Origin of the sequence: Nitratireductor aquibiodomus NL21 = JCM 21793 (genome assembly GCF_000615975.1) — a bacterium.
Classification (GTDB): domain Bacteria; phylum Pseudomonadota; class Alphaproteobacteria; order Rhizobiales; family Rhizobiaceae; genus Nitratireductor; species Nitratireductor aquibiodomus.
The window spans coordinates 1-21034 of record NZ_BAMP01000016.1; the positions used below are offsets into that span (position 1 = coordinate 1).

Below are 21034 nucleotides of genomic sequence, written 5' to 3' on the forward strand. Positions count from 1 at the left end.
CTGCCGACCGGCAGGCCGAAGCGCAGAAACTCGCCCGCCGATCTCGCGCGCCTGCGTGAGCATCTGCGGATCGCCAACGCACCCCGGCAGCGGCAGGACCAACCCACCGCCGCCGACCACTGAAATCCATCAATCCAAGCATTCTTTTTCTTTCGGGAGGAATACTGATGCCGAACAGCCATGCCTGCCGCCTGCTGACCAATTGGGACGCGGAGCGCCGCGTGATCGAGCTGAAGCTCGAAATGACCGAAGGCGCCCCCATCAGCGGCGCGCAGCTCGCCACCACCTCGCTCTTCCGCATTCATCCCGACTGCGAGATCGAGGGGGCAACGCTTGCCGACCAGCTCTCGAACTATCACGTGTTCCTCCAGCCGAAGGGCGCAGTGCTTGCGCCAGGTGAAAGCTGGGTTATTCGAGCAGACCGGCTGAGCCACGTGCTGCGCCATTACACCTATGGCCCCAAGAGCGCGCATCTCATTCTGAAAGACGGAACCACCTGCCCCGTGGAGGTCGAACCGATGACGCTGAATGGCGTTCCCGGCGAACCGAACTGGGAAAAACTCGAGCCGACCGCACTGCCGGAAGGGGCGGCTCCCGTATCCGTCATTCCCGCACCGCTGGATGTGCAGGTGGATGGCCGGCGCGACACGGCGCAGCCCTTGGTGCCCGCAGCGGAAGCATCGCTTACCGCGCAGAAGGCATTTTCGGCGGTGCGCGCGCTTGCCGGCAGGCTGTTTGCCGATGAGGAGCCCCTTTTCGGTCATGGCGCCGGCCATGTGGTTGCAACGGCGGAGGATCCGGGTCTCCCCGACGGCGGTTACGAAATCGCCTTCGATGCGGAAGGCATCGCGCTCACCGCCGGCGATGAAAACGGCTTTCGCCACGGTTTCATCACGCTGGGCCAGATGCTGCGCGGCGCGCGGCTGCGGCCTGACGAATTTACCCTGCCGGAAACCGGGATTGTGCGCGACAGACCGCGGTTCGGCTGGCGGGGCGCCCATCTCGATGTCGCCCGCCAGTTCTATGTCATGCAGGATCTCGTCGATTTTCTCGACTGCCTTGCCTGGAACAAGCTCAACCATTTCCACATGCACCTGAACGATGACGAGGCCTGGCGTCTGGAAGTTCCCGGCTGGCCGGCGCTGACGGCGCGAACCGCTTTTCGCGGTGGCGACGAGCTTCTCCCGCCTCTTCTGGGCACGCCTTCCGAGCGTTCGGGCGGATTCTACACCGGCGACGACATTCGCGCGCTGGTGGCCCATGCTGCGGGGCTTGGCATCGAGATCATTCCGGAAATCGACATCCCCGGACATTGCTATTGTGTGCTGCGCGCGCTGCCCCAGCTTTGCGATCCGGGTGAGAACCGCATCTATTACCGCTCGGTGCAGTACTTCCCGAACAACGCGCTCAACCCGGCCGTCGATGCGACCTGGAATTTCCTTGGCGATGTGTTCGATACGCTGGTGGAGCTGTTTCCCGCACGGTACATCCATGCCGGCGCAGACGAAGTTGCCGAGGGTGCCTGGCTGGAATCGCCGCTCGCCCGCGCGCTGGGCGAAAAACTGTTCGGCAAGGTCGAGACCTTCTCGCTGCAATCCTACTTCCTCAAGCGCGTGCAGGAGATGCTGCGCGAGCGCGGACGCGATATCGCAGTCTGGGAAGAAGGTGCGCTTGGCGGCGGGCTCGAAGTGGAGGGCGCGCTGCTTGTCGCGTGGAAGGAATCGAAGAGCGGACGCGCTCTGGCAGAACAGGGCTATCGGGTGGTGCTGGCACCGGCCCAGCATTATTACCTCGACATTGCCCGTTCGACTGAATGGTGGGAACCCGGCGCAAGCTGGGCCGGAACCGTGACGCTGCGCGACGCCTACGACTATGAACCGGGCGGCGACTGGCCGGAAGAGCTGAAAAGCCAGCTTACGGGTGTGCAAACGTGCTTGTGGTCAGAGAATCTGGCCACGCCCGGCCTCTTCGCCCATCTGGTCTACCCGCGCATCTCCGCCATGGCGGAAACGGCGTGGTCGGCAAGCGAGCGTAAGGATTTCGACCGGTTCCGGGCGATCCAGGATCTGATGCCCATCTCGCACCGGACCGTGGTCTGACGATCATCCGCCCTCATGGTTCGACAGGCTGACCATGAGGGCGGAAATAGTGTCAGCCCTGCAACTGGCGGCTGGCGAGATAGGCGGCCTTTGCCGGCACCGAGAGCCAGGCCTGCGCAAGCGCCACGCGCTCGGACGTGTAGTGATGCTCGACATCGAGCATGTTGACGGTACCGACCAGCGTGTCGCCCAGCACCACCGGCAGGTTGATGACTGAACCGCAGCCGAGCTTGCCGATCAGCGTGGCGTCAGGGAACACCGTGTCGATGTCGGCCAGCGTGTTGGCGACGAAGCATTCGCGCTTCTTGTGCACGGTCTCGAACCAGCGGTCATAGTGGATCGGCTTGGTGCCGGACACCGGATATTCTTCCGGATGCGAGGTGTAGGAACGGCTTGCCGTTTCCGTCTTCATGTCGGCGGTCATGAAGGTGAACAGCTTCGTGCCGACCACGGCACGCGTCAGCTCCAAAAGCGCGTCGAAAGGGGCATCCGGGGTCGTGGCGCGTGAAAGCGCTCGGTCGAATTCGGCCAGCGGGCCGGTGTAGTCGGTCATTTTCAGTCTCTGTTATGCGGGTTGGAGCGTGCCGCCGCTGGCGGCGTAGAGTTCGCGCGAATAGGGATCGGAAAGCCGACCCGTCTTCAACGCATCCACCTCTGCGATCTCGACAACACGGCCATGACGCATGACCGCCATCCGGTCGCAGAGGAAGGAGACCACGGGCAGGTTGTGGGTCACCATCAGATAGGTGAGCCCCTGCTCGCGGCGCAGCTTCTTCAGAAGGTTGAGGATTTCCGCCTGCACCGACACGTCGAGCGCCGAGGTGGGCTCGTCGAGCAGCATCACGCGCGGCTCCAGCATCAGCGCACGGGCAATCGCCACGCGCTGCCGCTGGCCGCCCGAAAGCTGGTGCGGAAAGCGGAAGCGGAAACGCTGGTCGAGACCGACCGCGTCGAGCATGTCCTTCACGCGCGTGTCGCGCCCGCCGATGCCGTGCACGGCAAGCGGCTCGGCCAGGCAGTCATCCACCGTCTTGCGCGGATGCAGCGATCCGTACGGATCCTGAAACACCATCTGGCAGGTTTTTGCGAACGCCCGGTCCGGCGCATGGCCGCGCGGCTTTCCCAGCACCGAGATCCTGCCGGTCCAGTCGGGCGCAAGCCCGCTGATCGCCTTCAGGATGGTCGATTTGCCGGAGCCCGATTCGCCCACCAGCGCGAAGCTCTCGCCCTCGGCCACCGAGAAATTCACATCGAACACCACCGGCGTCTTGCCGTAGCTGATCGACAGGCTTTCGAGATGAATTGCGGCGTTCTTCATGTACCCGCTCCCGTGGTCCAGGTGCTGCGGTCGAGCACCGGCAGTTCGTCGCGGTTCTCGTCCATGCGCGGCATGGCCGCAAGAAGCCCCCTCGTATAGGGGTGCGTCGCCTTGTTAAGGTCGCTGGCCTTGCACGATTCAACGATCTCGCCGCTGTTCATCACGAGGATGCGGTCGCAATAGCGCGAGACGAGGTTCAGATCGTGGCTGATGAGGATCAGCCCCATGCCCTTGCCGGTCACCAGATCGTCGATGATGTCGAGCACCTGCGCCTGCACCGAAACGTCGAGCGCCGAAGTCGGCTCGTCGGCGATCAGAAGGTCGGGCTCGGGGATGAGCATCATGGCGATCATGACGCGCTGGCCCATGCCGCCCGAAACCTCGTGCGGATAGAGGTTCGCCACACGCTCCGGCTCGTTGATGCGCACGGCTTCCAGCATGGAAAGCACCCGCGCCTTCAATTCGCTGCGCGGCAGCTTTTTGTGAGTGAGCAGCGCCTCGCCGATCTGCTCGCCGATGGTCATCACCGGGTTCAGCGAAAACTTCGGGTCCTGCATCACCATGGAGATGCGCGCGCCGCGAAGCTCGCGCATCTGCCGTTCGCTCTGCGCCAGAAGGTCGATGCCATCGAAGGTCATCCGGTCCGCCGTCACGCGGCCCGGCTTGCGGATGAGCCGCAGGATGGACCGGCCCGTCATCGACTTGCCGGAACCGGATTCGCCGACGATGCCCAGACGCTCACGGCCAAGCGAGAATGAAATGCCCTTCACCACGTCGACCGGTCCGCGGGATGTGGGGAAAGTGACGGTCAGGTTTTCGATTTCAAGCAGCGGTGCACTCATTGCTTTTCTCCCTGCTTGGGATCGAGCACGTCACGCAGGCCATCGCCCAGGAAGCAGAAGCCGAGGCTGACGAGAATGATCGCAAAACCCGGCATGGTGGCGACCCACCACTGATCGAGGATGAAGTTGCGCCCGCGCGAGATCATCGCGCCCCATTCAGGCAAAGGCGGCTGCGCGCCGAGGCCGAGGAAGCCGAGGCCGGCGGCGGTGAGGATGATGCCCGCCATGTCGAGCGTCACGCGCACGATGGTCGAGGACGCGCAGAGCGGCAGAACGTGACGCAGGATGACCCGCGTCGCCGAAGCACCCTGCAGCCTGACCGCCGAGATGAATTCCGAATCCCGGAAGGTGATCGTCTCGGCGCGAGCGATGCGCGCATAGACCGGCCATGCGGTGATGGCGATGGCGATGATGGCGTTTTCGATGCCGGGCCCCAGTGCTGCCACGAAGGCAAGCGCCAGAATGAGCTTCGGCATCGACAGGAAGATGTCGGTCACGCCCATCAGGACGCGGTCGACCCAGCCGCCGAAATAGCCGGACACCGCACCGACCACAAGGCCGATGGGGGCGGCGATGACGGCCACCATGGTGACGATCAGAAGCGTGATGCGCGCACCGTAGACGACGCGCGAATAGATGTCGCGGCCAAGCTCATCCGTGCCCATCCAGTGTTCGGCGGAGGGCGGCATGAGGCGGTTTGCGAGATCCTGCCCAACGGGGGAGTAGGGCGCAATCAGCGGTGCGAAGATCGCCATGACGACCAGCACCAGCACGATCAGCGCGCCGACAACGGCGAGCGGGTTGCGCAACAGCGCGGTCCAGACGCGCCATGCGCGGCCCAGATTGGCCTGCAGGCGCGAGGCAGGCGAATCGTCGAGAAGCCAGTCAATCATCGGCGTGCCCTCGGGTCGAGGATGCGGTAAAGCACATCGGAAATCTTGTTGATCATGATGAAGACAGCGCCAATCACCAGCGTCGCGCCCAAAACGGCGTTCATGTCGGCGGTGAGAAGCGCGGTCGTGAGATAATTACCGATGCCCGGCCACGAGAACACGGTTTCGATCATCACCGACCCTTCCAGGAGTGCTGCATAGGACAGGCCGATCACGGTGATGAGCTGAATGCGGATCGGATAGAACGCATGCCGCCAGATGACGCGGCGCTCCGAGACACCCTTCACGCGCGCGGTCGTCACATATTCCTGCCCGAGCTGGTCGAGCATGAAGGAGCGCGTCATGCGGGCGATATAGGCCAGCGAGAAGAAGCCGAGGATCGACGCCGGCAGCATCAGATGGTCGAGCGCGTTCCAGAAGATGTCCCACTCGCCGGCGATCACGCTGTCGACCAGATAGAGCCCGGTCACGGGATCGAGCAGGCCGTCATAGAAGATATCGACGCGGCCCGGACCGGCAACCCAGCCAAGCCCCGCATAGAAGACGGCGAGACCGACAAGGCCGAGCCAGAAGGCCGGCACCGAGTAGCCGAGCAGGCCGAGCACGCGGATCACCTGATCGATCCAGCTGCCCTGATGCGTGGCGGCGACAACGCCCATGGGCACGCCCAAGACGACACCGATGATGATGCCGATGGTGGCCATTTCCAGCGTCGCGGGGAAGACGCGCGCCAGATCGTCGACCACCGGACGCCCGGTGGAGATCGACATGCCGAGATCGCCCGTCAGCACGTCGCCCACATAGGCGAAGAACTGCACGATAAGCGGCCGGTCGAGCCCCATGGCCTGACGTGCTGCCTCATAGACCTCCTGTGTCGCCCGGTCGCCAACAACCGAGAGCACGGGATCGATCGGCACGACACGACCGATGAAGAAGGTGATGGCCAGAAGGCCGAGAAATGTGCCGGCGACGACGATGGCGAAACGAAAAACGCTCGCAGCGCTCTCGATCGCTCTGCCGGCCAGCATGCTGATGCGGGCGTTTGCCGCCCCGGTGGATGGTTCAAATGCCATGGCTTTTTCGCTCTCTGGCCGCGGTTTCTTTGAATGGATGCCCCAAACGCGCCCCCTCTCCCCTGGCTGACCTGCAAGCCGGCGCGCGCACCACCAAGAAGCCAACATTCTGTTTTCATGCAGTTTTGCGGCGCAAAAACCCGTCTCGCGCCCTGCAAAACCTTCAAAAAAGTGCTTGGATCATACAAAAAAATCTGGTTACATCAAAAAAATTTTTGTGGGGGAAAAATCTTTGAGCACGCAGCCGGCCCGCGCCACACCCGATGTCGACACCAGAATCGGTGTGCTGATACGCGCCCGCCGAAAGCAGCTCGGCCTGACCCTGCAACAGCTCGGCAAGGCTTCAGGCCTCTCCGTCGGTTATCTGAGCCAGGTGGAGCGCGACAACGCCACGCCGACGCTCGGTTCGCTCGCCGGTATTGCCCGCGCGCTGGGTGTCGGGCTCGATTATTTCGTCGCCCAGCCCCGCGCCGAGGACGGGCTGACCCGTGCCGAAAGCCGCCAGCAGTTTTCAATTGCCGGCTCCTCTATCATCTATGAGCGGCTTGGGACGGAGTTTCCCGGCAGCCAGCTTTCCTCCTTCGTGTTGACGGTGCCTCCCGGCTATTCCTCGGAGACAGTGAGCCATGAGGGCGAAGAGCTGATCTACATTCTCGAAGGCACCATCACCCAGTATCTCGACGGCGAGGAAATGGTGATGAAGGCCGGCGACAGCCTGCATTATCGCGGCAACACCCCGCATGCGTGGAAGAACACCACCGATACACCGGCCCGCCTTTTATGGACCGGCACGCTGACCGTGTTCGGCGCCAATGGCCAGGCCAACAATCGCATCGAACTGGTTTCGCCGGACAAGAGCCCCGGCAAACCCACAAGAAAAACCAAGAGCAATTCCTGATCCAAAAAGGAGGAGAACATGATGAAGCTCTTCAAGACGGCGCTCCTTGCCGCCGCCCTCACCATGCCGCTGTCGCAGCAGGCATTCGCTGCAACGCCGGACAATGTGCTGGTCGTCGCGCAGAACATCGACGACATCGTCGCCATCGATCCCGCACAGGCCTATGAATTCTCGTCGGGCGAGCTGGTCACCAACATCTATGATCGCCTCGTGCAGTACGACGCTGAGGACCCGACGGTGCTCGCTCCCGGCCTCGCAGCCGAGTGGGATGCCGATGCGGAAGCAAAGACCATCACCTTCACCATGCGCGACGGCGCGACCTTCCACTCGGGCAACCCGGTGCGCGCGGAAGACGTGGCGTTTTCCTTTGCCCGCGTCATCAAGCTGAACCTCACCCCGGCCTTCATCCTCGCCCAGCTCGGCTGGACGGCGGAGAATGTGGACCAGATGGTCACCGTCGACGGCAACAAGGTTGTCGTGAAATATGAGGGCGACTTCTCGCCTGCCTTCGTGCTCAACGTGCTGGCCGCCCGCCCGGCTTCCATCGTCGACGAAAAGACGGTGATGGAGCATGAAGAAAACGGCGACATGGGCAACAAGTGGCTCAACGCCAACTCCGCCGGTTCCGGCCCGTTCAAGCTGACGGCCTACCGCCCCGGCGAACTGGTGCGCATGGGCGCCAATGCCGACTACTTCAAGGGTGCGCCGAAGGTCGAGAACGTCATCATCCGTCACGTGGCGGAAGCCGCGACCCAGCAGCTTCTGCTTCAGTCGGGCGACGTGGACATGGCCCGCAACCTGACGCCGGACCAGATCAACGGCATCAGTGCCGACAACATCAAGGTCGAGACCTATCCGCAGGCGGCCGTGCATTTCGTCTCCTTCAACCAGAAGACCGAAGCGCTGCAGCCGGAGGCCGTCTGGGAGGCCGCGCGCTACCTCGTCAACTATGAGGGCATGACCGAAAGCTTCCTCAAGGGACAGATGGAGATCCATCAGGCCTTCTGGCCGAAGGGCTTCCCCGGCTCCTATGACGAGACGCCCTACACCTACGACCCGGAAAAGGCCAAGCAGATCCTTGCCGACGCCGGTGTGGAAACGCCGATCAACGTCACGCTCGACGTCATCAACTCGACGCCGTTCACCGACATGGCGCAGTCCCTGCAGGCAAGCTTCGCGGAAGCCGGCATCAATTTCGACATCATCCCCGGCACGCTCGCAGGTCATCACCAAGTATCGCGAGCGCAGCCACGAGGCGATGCTGCTCTACTGGGGCCCGGATTTCATGGATCCGCACTCCAACGCGAAGGCCTTCGCCTATAACCGCGACAATTCCGACGACAACTACCAGGCCACCACCACATGGCGGAACGCCTGGGCCGTGCCGACGGAAATGAACGACAAGACCGCTGCGGCACTGGCCGAATCCGACGCTGACAAGCGCAACGCGATGTATGTCGAGCTGCAGAAGGAGGTGCAGGCCAAGTCGCCAATCGTCATCATGTTCCAGGCCGCCTATCAGGTCGCCATGGACAAGAAGGTGAATGGCTACGTCAACGGCGCCACCTCCGACTTCGTCTACTACCGGCTCGTCACGAAAGACTGACGAACGCCGCAGCATTCGAGGCCGCCCCGCCAGTCGTGGCGGCCTCTCTTCTTTTCAAAGCGCCTCTCTCATTTCTGGAGTTTTCCGATGTCCACCACCTCCAACCGGCGGCTTGAGGCCCTGCGCGAGCGCATGCGCGAAACCGGCACCGATCTCGTCGCCATCGGCCCTTCAAGCCACATGATTTATGTGGCGGGCCTCGATCCGCATGGCGACGAACGCCCTGTCATGTTGCTGGTCTCGAAGGATCATGCCGGCTTCCTGATGCCCGCGCTCAATGTCGACAGTTCGCGTCAGAAGACCGACCTGCCCTTCTTCCCCTGGCGCGACGATGACGGCCCGGACGCGGCCCTTGCCGCGCTTTTGAAGGCATCGAACCTGCCGGAGACCCCGAGCGTGGTGATCGACGAAACGATGCGCGCCGATTTCGCGCTGCTTCTGCTCGACGCGATGCCCGGCGCAAAGCGACGCTTCACCGACGATACGGTCGGCCATCTGCGCGCCCGCAAGGACGAAGACGAGTACAAGCGCCTGAAGGCGAGCGCGGTGCTCAACGACAAGGCGGCCATGGCCGGTTTCGATGCGCTGAAGCCCGGCGTCACCGAGCTGGAAGTGGCCGCCGCGATCCGCGACGTCTACAAGGCGGCGGGTGCGGTGCCGGTGTTCACCAGCGTGTGCTTTGGTGGCAATGGTGCGTTCCCGCATCACCACACCGGCGACACGAAGCTGAAGGAAGGCGATGCGGTGCTGATCGACACGGGTGGGCGTCTTGGCGGCTATCCATCCGACATGACGCGCGTTGGCTATTTCGGAAAGCCCGATGCGGAGTTTGAGAAGGTCTACGCCATCGTCGAACAGGCGGTTGCCGCGGCTCTGGCCGCCGCAAAGCCCGGCGTCACAGCAAAGGCCATCGACAAGGCCGCGCGCGACGTGATCACCGAGGCGGGTTATGGCGACTTTTTCCCCCACCGCACCGGCCACGGGCTTGGCATCGACATTCACGAGCCGCCCTACATGACCGCCACCTCCGAGACGGTTCTGGACGAAGGCATGGTGTTCTCCATCGAGCCCGGCATCTACTTGCCGGGCAAGTTCGGCCTGCGGCTGGAGGAGATCGTCATCATGCGCGCCGACGGTGCGGAGATACTCTCCGACCTGCCGCGCACCGCGCAGCTGCGCGGATAGAGGCTCACAAAACCAGGCGGCGGTCGGGAAACCGATCGCCGCTTTTCTTTGGGCTGAAGGTCTGATACGCCTCCAGCCGCCGGAGAGTTCCGGCACCGGTCGCAGCCTACCCGGTCATTAAAACAAGGAACCCGATCATGAAAACGCTCGTCGTCTGCTCAGGCGGACTCGATTCCGTTTCCCTTGCCCACAAGGTGGCGCGGGAACAAAACCTTATTGGCCTGATCTCCTTCGATTACGGCCAGAGACATCGCAAGGAGTTGGATTTCGCGGCAAAGGCAGCCGCCCGGCTCGGCGTCCCTCACGACCTTCTCGACATCTCCGCCATCGGCCGGCATTTCGCGGGCTCCGCCCTCACCGACGCCATCGACGTGCCGGACGGGCACTATGCCGAGGAAACCATGCGCGTGACGGTGGTGCCCAACCGCAACGCCATCATGCTCACGATAGCCTTCGGCATTGCCGCAGCGCGCGGGGCCGATGCCGTGGCCGCCGCCGTTCATGGCGGCGATCACTTCATCTATCCCGATTGCCGGCCGGGCTTCATCGATGCGTTTCAGGCCATGCAGGATGCTGCGCTCGAAGGCATGGGCGCGGTCAGCCTCTACACGCCCTTCGTGAACGGCACCAAGGGCGACATCGTGCGCGAGGGCGCGCGCGTCGATACGCCCTTTGCCGAAACCTGGTCCTGCTACAAGGGCGGCGAAAACCATTGCGGGCGCTGCGGCACCTGCGTGGAGCGGCGCGAGGCCTTCCACGAGGCCGGTGTCGCCGACCCCACCATCTATGACGATCCGGACTTCTGGCTTGCCGCCACCGGGCAGACAACCGGGGAGGCAGAGCATGTATAGGGTCAGCAAGGAGTTTCATTTTTCCGCCTCGCACCGCCTGACGAACCTGCCCGACGACCACCCCTGCGCGCGGCTGCACGGGCACAATTACATCGTCGTGGTGGAACTGGCCGGCGAGCGGCTCGACAATCACGGCTTTGTCCGCGACTACCGTGAGCTCAAGCCCCTGAAAGACCATATCGACGACACGCTCGATCACCGGCACCTGAACGAGGTGTTCGGACATGACGGCGTCACTGCCGAGTTTCTCGCCAAGGCGCTTTTCGACTGGTGCCGGACGCGCTGGAGCGAGGTGTCGGCGGTGCGCGTGAGCGAGACGCCGAAGACCTGGGCGGAATACCGGCCATGAGCACGCTGCGCATCGCAGAGATTTTTGGCCCCACCATCCAGGGCGAAGGTGCGCTGATCGGCATGCCGACCGTGTTCGTGCGCGCCGGCGGCTGCGACTATCGCTGCCGCTGGTGCGACAGCCTCCACGCCGTCGACAATGCCTATCGCCACGACTGGCTGCCGATGCAGAGCCGCGACGTGTTTGAGCGCATAAAGGACCTCTCCGGCGGCGCCCCCGTGATGGTCTCGCTGTCGGGTGGCAACCCTGCGATCCAGCCCTTCGAAGAGCTGATCGATACGGGCCGCGCCGAGGGCTATCGTTTCGCGCTTGAAACGCAGGGCTCCATCGCCCGCGACTGGTTTGCAAAGCTCGACATGCTGGTTCTGAGCCCCAAGCCGCCCTCCTCCGGCGAGACGGTGGACTGGGAGCGTTTCGAAGTCTGCATCGCTGCCGCCGGATCTGCATCCACGGTGATGAAGATCGTCATCTTCGACGAGGCCGATTATCGCTGGGCGAAGGATGCGGCTGAGCGCTACCCCGCCCTGCCCCTCTACCTGCAGCCGGGCAACCACACCCCGCCGCCACCCGAGGCCGAGGATGCCGCCATCGACATGGAAGGCATTCTCGAGCGCATGCGCTGGCTGGTGGACCGCACCGTGGCCGACCGCTGGTTCTCCCCCCACATTCTGCCGCAGCTCCACGTGCTCCTGTGGGGCAACCGGCGCGGCGTCTGAAAGGAAGCGACAGCAATGACCGACAAGACCATCTACGACAATCTGACCCTTCTGGGCGGCAGGACCGAACTGCCCGCGTCCCCCGAAGACGCCGTGCTCGAACGCGTGCCCAACCCGCAGGAGGACGTGCTCTACGCCGTGCGCTTCACCGCGCCGGAATTCACGTCGCTCTGCCCGCTTACGGGCCAGCCCGACTTCGCCCATCTGGTGATCGACTACGTGCCGGCCGACTGGCTGGTGGAGAGCAAGTCGCTAAAGCTTTATCTCGGCGCGTTTCGCAATCACGGCGCGTTTCACGAAGACTGCACCGTCTCCATAGGCCGCCGCCTGTGCGACCTTCTGGACCCCCACTGGCTGCGCATCGGCGGCTACTGGTATCCGCGCGGCGGCATGCCCATCGACGTGTTCTACCAGACCGGCGAGCCGCCGAAGGGCGTGTGGATCCCCGATCAGGGCGTGCCGCCCTATCGCGGGCGAGGCTGAGATGTTCGCACTGCTTCGCCCCTTCAGCCCCTGAAAGCCCCGGGGCGTGGCATGAGCATGCCTGGAGACATTCATCGTCTCGCAAGCGTGATGATCTCGGGGGCGTGCGGTCCGACCGGATTGCGCCGGAAATCGCCATACTGTTCGCTGATACGGAAGCCTGTTTGTTTCAGCAGGTCGCACAGCGCGTGATGTTCCATGAAACGCAGGGTGCTGCAGCTTGTCGCCGGCAGTCCCGGATGATCCCCTTCGAATGTCTCGACGAAGGTCACGCACCGCCCGTCGAACGGCACCGTAACACGGGTTGTGACCTGTAAGGTTCTGCCATCCGGCTCGATCAGCCGGTCCGGCCCTTCCTGCGCCCACCGTTCCCAGACGCGGGCATCCGGATTGCGTGTTTCGAAGGCAAAACAGCCGCCGGGAACCAGTGCCTCCCGGACGGACTGCAGGAGTGTGGCAAGCTCTTCATCTTCAACGATTGCCTGAAACGCGTGACCCGTCATCACGATCAGTTCAAACTGCTCCCTGAAACCGCAGTCAGCCAGCACGCCGGACAACCATTCAACGCCATCGTATCGTCTCGCGATCCTGAGCATGCTCTCGGCCGGATCAAGACCGCAAAGGCGCCCTGCATGTCCTCCCGCATGCGCCTCGCGCAACAAGGAACCCGTACCACACCCCACATCGAGTACAGACTGCGCTTCATGGATCATCGGCAGATAGAAGTCGAAGTCGCCGCGCAGATGGCGCGGCTGAAGTCGATCATAAAGCGATGCCAGATACGGGTTTGCGTATAGTGCATCGATCCCGGCAGTGCCCCCCGGCGCTGTGCCGGAGGCTCCACCGCCGCCATCCCGCGCGGGGCTGAGGCGCGGTTGCGGTTGCGTGTTCAAGACACGCGCTCTCCGCGCGGGCTCTCAAGGGCAAGGACCACCTCTACCTCCTCGTCAAACATGCCGCCCGTGGGCACGAAGCCGAGCTTCTCGTAGAATTTCTGCGGGCCGCCCGCGCCGAGCCCGAAGCTCGTGTAGAGCTCCCTTATGCCGCGCGCGCGCAGACGGTCCGCGATCCCGGCGATCGCCCGCCTTCCAAACCCTCGGCCCTGAAACGGCCGGGCGATCATGAAACGCCAGAGATAAGGCCCGGGACAATCGATGCCGTCGTCCCAGTCCGATCCCTCGTGCAGCATCACGAAACCCACAAGGCATTCATCCGCATAGATTGCGCGGAACCAGGCCGATTCCGAGCAGAACCCCTCGGCAAGCGATGTTCCATTGTCGGCAACGAATTCGCGCTGCTGATCCGAAAGCGTCTCGCTCAGTTCGCACACCTCCGACACATTCGCCGAGGTGACGCGGCGGAAGGTGATCTCGGCAGTATTTTCCAGTGCTTCTTCCATCATGTTCGTTCCGTTGACCATCCGGCTGCGCGATCTTCGCAGCCATTTCCTGAACGCGCCGGCAGGCAGGTCAATGCCTGCCGGCGGTCCAATGCCTCTCTGCAAGGGGCCGGAGAGCGCGAGGCTCCCCGGCCCTTGACGTTACACGTCGAGCCGCATCACCATTTCGCCGTCAATGGTTTCGCCGGTTGGCCGAAAGCCCGCCCGTTCGTAGAGCCTGATGGCAGCCTCGTTTTCGGGCTTCACCCCCAGCATGATGAACGGGCAGTCCGGCAGCGCGGACAGTCTGCGGACGATGAGCGAAAGCGCCGCCGCCCCGTAACCGTGCCCCTGGAAGCGGGCATCGATCATCAGACGGTAGAGCCAGCGATTGCCATCGTCTTCGTCGAGGGCGTGCATGGCGAACCCGACGGGCTGCCCTCCCGCCCGGATAACGAGGGGAACGCAGGCGTCGTTCTCGTCCGCTTCCTCAAGCGAATCCGCGTTTGACGCCACAAACCGGGTCTGCTCATCGGCAACGCGGAGCGCGCAGAGATCTGCACGGTCCCCCGGACTGACGACATGCACGGTGACGGATGACGCGGGCGCCATCCGATGCGATGATTTCTTTTCCATATTTTCCTGCAACGGTGCACACGGGCACCGAAAATGAGCTTCGTTGCAGAGCGCAGATCGAGGGCAGGTCCACCCTTGATACGCTCCCGCGATGCTCGCTGCCGCAGGGTTTTTTAAAGGATTGCGATCCCCGGAACAGCGAGCGCAGATTTACTGATAAAGCCAAACATTGCGCGCCTCCCTGATCGTGGTTCACCGTTTCGCCAATACACGCATGGCGCGCGCGCCGCAAGCGGTTTCGACGCCGTCGACCGTCGATTGGGGGGCGCGGGATTGTCTGCGTGAAAACGCCAGTGCATTGCCCGGCGCAGCACGGCATCATGGGCCTGCGGCGCGTGAAAAGCTGCCATTCGTTGAGAGGGAAGCGAATGGGCGGGGAGCGGACTTTAGCTGCAGAAATTTCAAAGGTTCGGATTGCGTGAACGGTGTGGACGATGCGATTTCAGATGGAGCCAGCCCCGGATGCTATAGTACAAGCGGATGGGTATCATTCAGAAAGTCAAAGGCTTAGTTGTGATCATTTACGCTCGGGGGACGGCAATAATTGAGCATCGCGATTCTGGCGAACAGTTCGAAATTTACGATGATGAATTGGATTGGGAGCCGATTGGTGGTGACGACAGTGGCATGGGATCTGAGGAAATCTATGAAGCATTGGTCGAACACGACGAACTTGGCGATTTGCGCTGGACGATTTCGGAGTATCCTGCTGGAGTCGAAAACTTTAAAGAAACCAACGTGGGCGTTCACCGTGTTGTCCAAGACTTTGAATATGGACTCGAACCTGAACCCGACTTTCACGACAGTGATCCGGCAAACCTACCAGATAGGTTTAAGAACAATCCCGATTGGAGGAAGGCTCTGACCAAAGCCACTATAGTAAAATACTTGGTGGATTGGTTTCACTATTTGTACTGGGACCCTGCGAACGAAACTCCATACAACAGTCGTGAAGGTGGTTACCTCTACATCAAAGGTGGGCCGTATTCGGCGGAAGAGGAACTCCGTGGCGATTTCGAAGGCGTGGTGCCGGAGGATGCCATTCTTGAAGCCGTTGAGGAAATTGAGAGCGATGGCCTCTTCGATTGGGCTCCCTCGCCTCAGCATCCGGACAGCATCGACTTCTATGAAGACGCAGTTGCAGAAGCCTATGCGCAGGAAGAATTCTCGTTTGAGGAGCTCAAAGAGATTGCCAAAGAGGGCCAAAGCGCAGGCCTCGGCAGCAAAAAAGAGAAGGCTGCACGAGCAACAGTCTTGGAGCAACTTGCCGCTCTGAAAGACGACCTGCCTAAGCCCTCTTCACATGGAGGCATCGGCCACAATCACCCGCCCCAAGAATTTGAACTGCAAGGTGAAGAGCTCAACGAAGCTGCTGAAAGCCTTGAGGCAATTGAAGCGGAACTTGCCTCGGATGAGCCAAACGTCGAGATTGTGGCTCAAAAGGCATCGTTTCTCGGAAAGGCGGTTGGCTGGGTCGCAGGCAAAATTGACACGACAGTCGATGCTTTCTGCAAGTCTTTCGGTACAGCTCTTGGTGTCACAGCAGCTGCTACGATTCCCGCCGCCGTTCTTGCACTACCTTACTGGGGCAAACTGGCGGTGTTGCTTGGAAGTCTGAAAGAGTGGCTTTTGCTTGCCTTGGGCTTGTGAGCCAATTTTGCGTTTTCCGCGTGTGGCGCATTACCTACTGCTAACTGGCCCGAGAGCCGAGCAGCAGAACTTCTCTGATGGCAATTGCGGTAGAGCGGCCGTTTGCAAACCTCTCGATGAATGTCCACTGTGGACCGTTGCTATACTGTACCATTGTCGTCGAATAGGTTCATTTCGAGCTTACCTAGGAGCCAACCGAACGGAAAACCTTGGTCCGCGCCGCATTCGGAACACTCGATTCGTTCGGCAATGAAGAGACGCGGCGCGTCCACCTTAAGAAGTCGCATACGTTTGTCGCAAATAGCGCATGCCAGAAGCTCGCCAAGAGCAGATCGAATGAACCGGGTGATACGCGGACTGCCAGAGCTATAAAGCGCCTCGAATGTGCCAAGCGAGGTGAAGAGCAACCAATTGCGATGGTGGCGACTGATCTCGGTCATGCGCCCGTAAAGATCGATCTGCACTAGAGCCAGAAACTGTAGCACCACTCCGATCTGTTGATATGTTTCCCCAGCATACACGTCGTTGTCTAACGGGTTCTTGAAAATGAAATTAATGTTGTAGTCTTCAGTTCGGATTTGGCGGTTTTCCGTGATCAGATGGGTCGCCTTGTCGAAGAGGCCAGCAAGGCCCAGTGCGTTCTTTCGATCGAAAACTGCGTCATATATCATATCAGCCTGCACAATGGTTGGTCCTTTGCAGGCCTTTGACACAGCATCGCGGAGAAGCTGTCTCGTCCGCTGCTCGTTTAACTCTCTTCGGTTAAGCAAGTTGGCAGCATTGGTCTTGAGTTTCGCAAACAGGGCAGATTCGTCTACGCACATCTGTGCAGCGATGAGTAAGCCTTCCTTGAAGGGTTTGCGAAGCAGCGAGAAGGCGACAGCGAACTTGCGCTTCTCGAGCGCTCTCATTGCTTCATAAACGAAATGCAACATGTCGGAGTAGAGGGCGATCGCCATATGATTCACTACGACCCGTTGCTCGATTTCGCCACGTCCTGAAGAAGTAAGGAAATCGAGTACGTGTGGACTGTTCTCTAGATCTTCCTTTTCGCCCTCTGCAAGATCTATGCGGACGTGACCAGCACGCGAATTTTCCATCTGCACAAGTAACCCAGCCATAAGATCGTGCAGATGAAAACAGAACTCGTGTCGGGCGTGGTAGCGCGGGGGAATATGATGCAAGCGATCTCGCGGGATGATTCCAATCGATTTCACCCAATGCTCCAGTCATACAAATTCGACATTTTGATAAGCAACAATCAACCGCAAAGAAACTCGGTGCAAGTGGCTGCTCAATTCCCCCATTGGCCGCGATCCCATCCTGCAGACTTACACACATTTTGAGCTTATGCAGCATTGGCCGCTTTGACGGCCCGCACTGCGGCGTCAGCCCTATTCGGTTAATGTCTTGCTAGGGCCGGAAGCGCCACCACAATTTGAGCCGATGAATGTCTGCTAATCACGGTCCGAGCACGTAAGCAGACGGTCCACCATCGACCCCGCTTAAGCCGAAAGCAGGTGCTAAATGAACGGCAGGTTTCGAGCGTTCCGCAGACCAGATTGAATGTCTGGCTTGGGGCAGCATCAGCCGCTGCCGGCTTTCAAGACCTATCAGCCTGTATCGCAGAATCATTGAAAAATGGCGGAGAGAGAGGGATTCGAACCCTCGATACGGTTTCCCGTATACACGCGTTCCAGGCGTGCGCCTTCAACCACTCGGCCACCTCTCCACGGCGCGGCGTTGTGAGCCGCGCGAGGGTCATCTAGTCGATCTGATCGAGAATGCCAAGACCAGTCTGTGACAGTTTTGCAATTTGCCGCACTTTCCCGCGTGCCTTCCTCACATACGCTCAACTTTCCGTAGGGTGATTGCCAAGCGCAGCAGCGGGGCCTATGTCTCGCACCGAACGTTTCGTCGTCTGAAGACCGAAAACGGCACCGGCACGGATGTGAGGCCCGAATGTTTCGTCTGTTCCTGCGGATACTGGCTGTTCTCGCCCTCGCAGTCGCCGTCGTCATGGCGGTGATCGACGCGACACGCTCCATCGCGGCTTCGGCACTGACCTTCACGCCGCTCGGCGAAAGCTGGTATGCCGTCTCACCCGATACGCTCAATCTCGCACAGGCGACGATCCAGCGCTACACGCTTCCCGCCATCTGGGATCCCTTCATCATCCAGATCCTGACCCTGCCGGGCTGGCTGGTCTTCCTTGCGCTGGCCCTCGTCTTCTACATCGCCGGATACCGGCGTCAGCGGACTGTTCTTGTCTGAATGCAGGAAAGAGGCAGGCCTGCCGCCGGTTGAAACGGGAACTGCAAGACTATCCCAAGTCGTTTTTCCGGACGGTCAAAATTCCGCGTGAATTTTCATTTCAGCCATGCAAGAGTGGCCGCAAGGGGAGAGCGGAAGACTTTCCCCATGCCGTTCCCGATGGTCCACGGCCGTTGCGGGACGCTCGCAGGAGCGCTTGAGCGGATCTGCCATTCGAGGCTGCCCGCTCATGTGGCGTAACCAGAAACGCAAGACAACCGACAGGGTGTGGATCACATGAAGCGTATTGTTCTCGGCCTTCTGGCCGCAACCGCACTTTCCGCAAGCGCATTTGCGGATGAGATCGCTCCGGCTCTCATCTACGATCTGGGTGGCAAGTTCGACAAATCGTTCAACGAGGCGGCCTATAACGGCGCCGAGCGGTTTAAGGAAGAAACCGGGATCGAATATGTGGAGTTCGAAATCTCCAACGACGCCCAGCGCGAGCAGGCCCTGCGCCGCTTCGCCGAGAACGGCCGCAACCCGATCGTCATGGCCGGGTTCACCTGGGTCGATTACCTGAAGAAGGTCGCGCCGGAATATCCCGACACCGATTTCACCATCATCGACGATGCGGTCGACGCGCCCAATGTGCGCTCCGTGACCTTCAAGGAGCAGGAAGGCTCCTATCTCGTCGGCATGCTGGCAGCACTCGCCTCGGAAACCGGCACGGTCGGCTTCGTCGGCGGCATGCAGGTTCCGCTCATCGGCAAGTTCGAGTGCGGCTATGTGGGCGGCGCCAAGGCTGCCCGCTCCGACGCCAAGGTGATCCGCAATTACACGGGCGACACACCTTCCGCATGGAACGACCCGACCAAGGGCGGTGAGATCACCCGCACGCAGATCGACCAGGGTGCGGACGTGATCTATCACGCTGCGGGCGGCACGGGCGTTGGCGTGCTCCAGGCGGCAGCGGATGCCGGCAAGCTCGGCATCGGCGTCGATTCCAACCAGAACGGCCTGCATCCGGGCAAGGTTCTGACCTCGATGGTCAAGCAGGTGGACGTTGCCGTCTACAATGCCTTCATGGACGCCAAGAACGATGCGTTCAGCTACGGCCTTCAGGATCTCGGCCTGGCCGAGGACGGTGTCGGCTATGCGATGGACGACAACAACAAGGACCTCGTCACCGCCGAGATGAAGACCGCGGTTGAAGAAGCCAAGCAGAAGATCATCGATGGCGAGATCGAAGTGCACAACTTCCTCAGCGACAACGCCTGCCCCTACTGAGGCAGCGCCCGCTTTTTACCGAACCGATCCGAAGGGCCGCCGATGCGGCCCTTTTTCCTTTCCTCATCCGGGCCCGAATGTGTTAGGCCGCTTCAACATCTTCTCCGAACAGTCTTCAGGAGCTTTCCATGTCCGATATCGCCCCGGTTCTCGATCAGCTCGATCGTTCCATCGATCAGAGTCTGGAGCGGCTTTTCCACCTTCTGAAGATCAAATCGATCTCCACCGACCCGGCCTTTGCCGGTGACTGCCGCAAGGCTGCCGAATGGCTGGTGGACGATCTGAAGACAATCGGCTTCGAGGCCAGCGTGCGTGACACGGCAGGCCATCCGATGGTGGTGGCGCATCATGACGGCGAAGGGCCGCACGTGCTTTTCTATGGGCATTACGACGTGCAGCCGGTCGACCCGCTGAACCTGTGGGAGAACGACCCGTTCGACCCGTCGGTGAAAGAGATCGAGCCCGGCCGCAAGGCGATCATCGGGCGCGGGTCTTCCGACGACAAGGGCCAGCTCATGACTTTTGTGGAAGCCTGCCGCGCCTATAAGGCGGTGCATGGCAAGCTGCCCTGCAGGATCACCATTCTGTTCGAGGGCGAAGAGGAATCCGGCTCGCCTTCGCTGCGTCCCTTCCTGGAAGAAAACCGCGCAGAGCTTTCAGCCGAATACGCGCTGGTGTGCGACACCGCCATGTGGGACCCGGAGACGCCCGCCGTCTGCGTCGGCCTGCGCGGGCTTGTCGGCGAGGAGATCACCATCAAGGCGGCGGACCGCGACCTGCATTCGGGCTTTTTCGGCGGCGCAGCGGCCAATCCGATCACGGTTCTGGCCCGCATTCTGGGCGACCTGCATGACGAGAACGGCCGTATCACCGTGCCCGGCTTCTATGAGGGCGTTGAGGAAACACCGGCGGAAATCCTGAAAAGCTGGGAAGGGCTGGGCGAGACGACCGAAAACTTTCTCGGTCCGATCGGCCTTTCGAAGCTTTTTGGCGAAAAAGACCGCTCGGCGCTGGAGCTGGTCTGGGCGCGCCCCACGGCGGAAGTGAATGGCATCACCGGCGGCTATACCGGCGAAGGTTTCAAGACTGTCATTCCAGCTGAGGCTTCCGCCAAGGTCTCGTTCCGACTGGTGCACAAGCAGGACCCGGACAAGATCCGCACCGCCTTCCGCAAGTTCGTCGAAGAGCGGCTGCCGTCCGATTGCCGCGTGGAGTTCCATCCGCATGGCGGTTCGCCAGCCTTCCAGCTCGACTATGACATGCCGCTGGTGACGAAGGCGCAGGGTGCGCTGAGCGACGAATGGCCAAAGCCCGCAGTGGCGATCGCCATGGGCGGCTCCATCCCGATTGCAGGCGAGTTCCGCCGCATGCTCGATATGGAAACGCTTCTGGTCGGCTTCGGTCTTCAGGATGACCGCATCCATTCGCCGAATGAGAAATACGATTTGAATTCGTTCCATCGCGGCCAGCGCTCCTGGGTCCGCATTCTCGATGCCCTCAGCGGGCAGTAAGTC

General features: G+C 61.4%; 21 protein-coding genes, 1 tRNA gene and 1 pseudogene. 13 read left to right on the top strand and 10 right to left on the bottom strand.

The window, feature by feature from the left end:
* Positions 1-167 precede the first annotated feature (167 nt).
* Positions 168-2099: a beta-N-acetylhexosaminidase gene (locus JCM21793_RS06600; RefSeq protein WP_025029854.1), complete on the top strand. Its 1932-nt coding sequence runs from the start codon at positions 168-170 to the stop codon at positions 2097-2099.
* A 52-nt stretch (positions 2100-2151) separates the two neighbouring features.
* Here the strand turns inward: JCM21793_RS06600 and JCM21793_RS06605 are convergent, their stop codons facing one another.
* From JCM21793_RS06605 to JCM21793_RS06625, 5 genes are read right to left on the bottom strand one after another with little or no spacing between them, the layout of a single operon-like run.
* Positions 2152-2652: a GAF domain-containing protein gene (locus JCM21793_RS06605; protein WP_025029855.1), complete on the bottom strand. Its 501-nt coding sequence runs from the start codon at positions 2650-2652 to the stop codon at positions 2152-2154.
* A 12-nt stretch (positions 2653-2664) separates the two neighbouring features.
* Positions 2665-3417 carry an ABC transporter ATP-binding protein gene (locus JCM21793_RS06610; RefSeq protein WP_025029856.1) on the bottom strand — a complete coding sequence of 251 codons (753 nt, stop codon included), beginning with the start codon at positions 3415-3417 and terminating at the stop codon, positions 2665-2667.
* Complete coding sequence (locus JCM21793_RS06615; RefSeq protein WP_007008072.1) at positions 3414-4259, bottom strand: ABC transporter ATP-binding protein; 846 nt, start codon at positions 4257-4259, stop codon at positions 3414-3416. The genes JCM21793_RS06610 and JCM21793_RS06615 overlap by 4 nt, the downstream gene beginning before the upstream one ends.
* Positions 4256-5152: an ABC transporter permease gene (locus JCM21793_RS06620; RefSeq protein ID WP_025029857.1), complete on the bottom strand. Its 897-nt coding sequence runs from the start codon at positions 5150-5152 to the stop codon at positions 4256-4258. Before JCM21793_RS06620 ends, JCM21793_RS06615 begins: the two co-directional genes overlap by 4 nt.
* Positions 5149-6225, bottom strand: coding sequence for an ABC transporter permease (locus tag JCM21793_RS06625; RefSeq protein ID WP_025029858.1), 1077 nt, complete (start codon positions 6223-6225; stop codon positions 5149-5151). Before JCM21793_RS06625 ends, JCM21793_RS06620 begins: the two co-directional genes overlap by 4 nt.
* Here JCM21793_RS06625 and JCM21793_RS29145 point away from each other — a divergent pair.
* The 8 genes and pseudogenes from JCM21793_RS29145 to queF all read left to right on the top strand — a co-directional run bounded on the left by JCM21793_RS29145 (position 6219) and on the right by queF (position 12313).
* On the top strand, positions 6219-6461 hold the full coding sequence (locus JCM21793_RS29145) for a hypothetical protein (RefSeq protein WP_155983388.1): 243 nt from the start codon (positions 6219-6221) through the stop codon (positions 6459-6461). The two genes, JCM21793_RS06625 and JCM21793_RS29145, sit on opposite strands and share 7 nt — an antisense overlap.
* Positions 6458-7123: a helix-turn-helix domain-containing protein gene (locus tag JCM21793_RS06630; RefSeq protein ID WP_025029859.1), complete on the top strand. Its 666-nt coding sequence runs from the start codon at positions 6458-6460 to the stop codon at positions 7121-7123. The genes JCM21793_RS29145 and JCM21793_RS06630 overlap by 4 nt, the downstream gene beginning before the upstream one ends.
* 21 nt (positions 7124-7144) lie before the next feature.
* Positions 7145-8729, top strand: a pseudogene (locus JCM21793_RS24535) (ABC transporter substrate-binding protein).
* Positions 8730-8816: 87 nt separating this feature from the next.
* Positions 8817-9914, top strand: coding sequence for a M24 family metallopeptidase (locus JCM21793_RS06640; protein ID WP_025029860.1), 1098 nt, complete (start codon positions 8817-8819; stop codon positions 9912-9914).
* A gap of 137 nt (positions 9915-10051) precedes the next feature.
* Positions 10052-10765 (top strand): 7-cyano-7-deazaguanine synthase QueC, encoded by a 714-nt coding sequence (gene queC, locus JCM21793_RS06645; RefSeq protein ID WP_025029861.1) that lies wholly within the window; start codon positions 10052-10054, stop codon positions 10763-10765.
* Complete coding sequence (gene queD, locus JCM21793_RS06650; RefSeq protein ID WP_007008690.1) at positions 10758-11114, top strand: 6-carboxytetrahydropterin synthase QueD; 357 nt, start codon at positions 10758-10760, stop codon at positions 11112-11114. The genes queC and queD overlap by 8 nt, the downstream gene beginning before the upstream one ends.
* Positions 11111-11830, top strand: coding sequence for a 7-carboxy-7-deazaguanine synthase QueE (gene queE, locus JCM21793_RS06655; RefSeq protein ID WP_025029862.1), 720 nt, complete (start codon positions 11111-11113; stop codon positions 11828-11830). Before queD ends, queE begins: the two co-directional genes overlap by 4 nt.
* Before the next feature lie 15 nt (positions 11831-11845).
* A complete protein-coding gene (queF, locus tag JCM21793_RS06660; protein ID WP_025029863.1) occupies positions 11846-12313 on the top strand; it encodes a preQ(1) synthase in 468 nt (155 codons plus the stop codon).
* Positions 12314-12384: 71 nt separating this feature from the next.
* On the opposite strand, the gene JCM21793_RS06665 is transcribed toward queF, so the two are convergent.
* The 3 genes from JCM21793_RS06665 to JCM21793_RS06675 all read right to left on the bottom strand — a co-directional run bounded on the left by JCM21793_RS06665 (position 12385) and on the right by JCM21793_RS06675 (position 14327).
* Positions 12385-13206 carry a class I SAM-dependent methyltransferase gene (locus JCM21793_RS06665; protein WP_202901404.1) on the bottom strand — a complete coding sequence of 274 codons (822 nt, stop codon included), beginning with the start codon at positions 13204-13206 and terminating at the stop codon, positions 12385-12387.
* Complete coding sequence (locus JCM21793_RS06670; protein WP_025029865.1) at positions 13203-13715, bottom strand: GNAT family N-acetyltransferase; 513 nt, start codon at positions 13713-13715, stop codon at positions 13203-13205. The genes JCM21793_RS06665 and JCM21793_RS06670 overlap by 4 nt, the downstream gene beginning before the upstream one ends.
* A 138-nt stretch (positions 13716-13853) precedes the next feature.
* Entirely contained in the window at positions 13854-14327 is a 474-nt protein-coding gene (locus JCM21793_RS06675) for a GNAT family N-acetyltransferase (RefSeq protein WP_025029866.1), read from the bottom strand.
* Positions 14328-14807: 480 nt separating this feature from the next.
* On the opposite strand from JCM21793_RS06675, the gene JCM21793_RS29150 reads away from it, so the two are divergent.
* Positions 14808-15977, top strand: a complete 1170-nt coding sequence (locus tag JCM21793_RS29150; RefSeq protein ID WP_155983389.1) for a hypothetical protein — start codon at positions 14808-14810, stop codon at positions 15975-15977.
* A gap of 140 nt (positions 15978-16117) precedes the next feature.
* On the opposite strand, the gene JCM21793_RS06690 is transcribed toward JCM21793_RS29150, so the two are convergent.
* The gene (locus tag JCM21793_RS06690) at positions 16118-17194 is read right to left on the bottom strand and encodes a hypothetical protein (protein WP_155983390.1); all 1077 of its coding nucleotides are present in this window, start codon (positions 17192-17194) and stop codon (positions 16118-16120) included.
* A gap of 425 nt (positions 17195-17619) precedes the next feature.
* Positions 17620-17709: transfer RNA gene (locus tag JCM21793_RS06695), tRNA-Ser, on the bottom strand.
* A gap of 230 nt (positions 17710-17939) precedes the next feature.
* Between JCM21793_RS06695 and JCM21793_RS06700 the strand changes: the two genes are divergently transcribed.
* The 3 genes from JCM21793_RS06700 (at position 17940) to JCM21793_RS06710 (ending at position 21031) form a co-directional block, all read left to right on the top strand.
* A complete protein-coding gene (locus tag JCM21793_RS06700) occupies positions 17940-18251 on the top strand; it encodes a hypothetical protein (RefSeq protein ID WP_025029870.1) in 312 nt (103 codons plus the stop codon).
* A 276-nt stretch (positions 18252-18527) separates the two neighbouring features.
* Positions 18528-19520, top strand: coding sequence for a BMP family lipoprotein (locus JCM21793_RS06705; RefSeq protein ID WP_025029871.1), 993 nt, complete (start codon positions 18528-18530; stop codon positions 19518-19520).
* 128 nt (positions 19521-19648) lie between these two features.
* Positions 19649-21031: a dipeptidase gene (locus tag JCM21793_RS06710; protein ID WP_025029872.1), complete on the top strand. Its 1383-nt coding sequence runs from the start codon at positions 19649-19651 to the stop codon at positions 21029-21031.
* Positions 21032-21034 lie beyond the last annotated feature (3 nt).